1 protein-coding gene and 1 pseudogene are annotated in these 1735 nt (G+C 67.0%); one reads left to right on the top strand and one right to left on the bottom strand.

Features of this window, described 5'->3' with window-relative positions; translation table 11 throughout:
* Positions 1-724, top strand: a pseudogene (locus tag ACY45C_RS11205) (hypothetical protein); the annotation flags it as partial.
* Between the two features lie 168 nt (positions 725-892).
* Here the strand turns inward: ACY45C_RS11205 and nadE are convergent.
* Positions 893-1735 (bottom strand): NAD(+) synthase (gene nadE / locus ACY45C_RS11210; RefSeq protein ID WP_462187554.1); only part of this gene is annotated, 843 nt, incomplete at its 5' end.

Here is a 1735-nt window from a genome sequence, read left to right on the forward strand (position 1 = left end):
CCAGACCGATTATCTCAAGGTGGTCGTCAAGCAGGCGCTCCGGGCGCCGGCCGTCGCTGATCTCGTTCGTGAGAGGGCGCCGGAACCCGGGCTGCAGCGCTTTTTGCCGGAGCTGGTCGAGAGGTGGCCGCAGCCGCAGGTGCTCAATGCGTGGCGCGTGCTGGTTGGTGAGCGGATCTCCGGCGGCAAGACCGCTTTCACGTACAACTGGGTATGGCGCCGACTTTGGAGTCGAAATGAAATAACTTGCGCGTTTCGAACCCTCCACAGGCCTGTGACCTGCGATGATGCTCTCGATCACGTATTTGTTACTTCATTACGTCCCCTTTCGGACAGCAATGGAAACCACTCGCCACGCTCGCTTGTCCGGCTTTTCCACCTCGCCGCTGACCGAGAGCGGCGACTGTCGCTGGCACCGCCCTACTACGAGCGCAGCCTGATACGTCCCCGGGCGCTCGTGGAGTCGCTGGATGACATCAGTGAACAGGAAATCGACTCCCTGCAGGACGAGTTTGCCGAGCTCGTTCCCTTGTTCGATGCCCTCCGGGGGATCGGACGTACGCCGTTTCCGGCGCGAGAGCTGGAGGTCGACTCGGACGTCGAGAACCTCGGGCTGGAGGTCGGCCTCCTCGGCATCGATCTTGGTACCCGCGATGGCACCGAGCGATACCGCGTCCCGGAGCTGTACCGAAAGGCACTCGGTATGGGGCGTAAGGGGACGTAATGAAGTAACAAATACGTGATCGAGAGCATCATCGCAGGTCACAGGCCTGTGGAGGGTTCGAAACGCGCAAGTTATTTCATTTCGACTCCTAAGGGCCAGGCATAAAACGAGCGCCGGCTGTAACGGCTCGACTCGAGCCGCGCGGCTGGCCCCGGCCCGCGCGGCTGGTCAGGCCGGCGGGTTCTCGCGCCAGCGGGCGGTGATCGGCAGTCGGCGGTCGCGGCCGAACGCCTTGGAGGTCACCTTCGGCCCGGGCGGGTTCTGTCGGCGCTTGTACTCGGCGAGGTCGACGAGCCGGATCACCTTGTCCACCACGGCCGGATCGTGCCCGGCCGCGATCAGCTCGGCCCGGCCCTGGTCGTGGCTGACGTAGTCGTCCAGGACGGGATCGAGGATGCCGTAGTCGGGCAGCCGGTCGGAGTCGAGCTGGCCCGGGGCAAGCTCGGCGGACGGCGCCTTGACGATGATCTCCTCGGGAATGGGCGGCACCTCGCCACGCTTCTCCGCGGCGGCGTTGCGCCAGCGCGCCAGCTCCCAGACGCGGGTCTTCGAGACGTCCTTGATGGGGGCGTAGCCGCCGGCGCTGTCTCCGTAGAGGGTGGAGAACCCCGTTGCCAGCTCGCTTTTGTTGCCGGTGGTGAGGATCAGGTGCCCATGCTGGTTCGACAACGCCATGAGCAGCGTTCCGCGCACCCGGGCCTGCAGGTTCTCGTCCGCGAGGCCGTGCAGCCCGCCGAGGGGGGCGGCGGCGGCGCGGAACGCGGCGGCGATCGGCTCGATGGGCACCACGGCGTGCCGCGTGCCCTGGCGGCGGGCGAGCTCGGCGGCGTCGGTCACAGAGTGCCCCGACGAGTAGCCCGAGGGCAGGGCGACGGTGTGGACGGCGCCGGCGCCGATCGCGTCGACCGCGATGGTCGCGACGAGCGCGGAGTCGATACCGCCGGACAGCCCGAGCGCCACCGAGGAGAAGCCGTTCTTACGGATGTAGTCGCGGGTGGCGGTGACCAGCGC

It is taken from the genome of Frankia sp. CcWB2, from assembly GCF_977927585.1.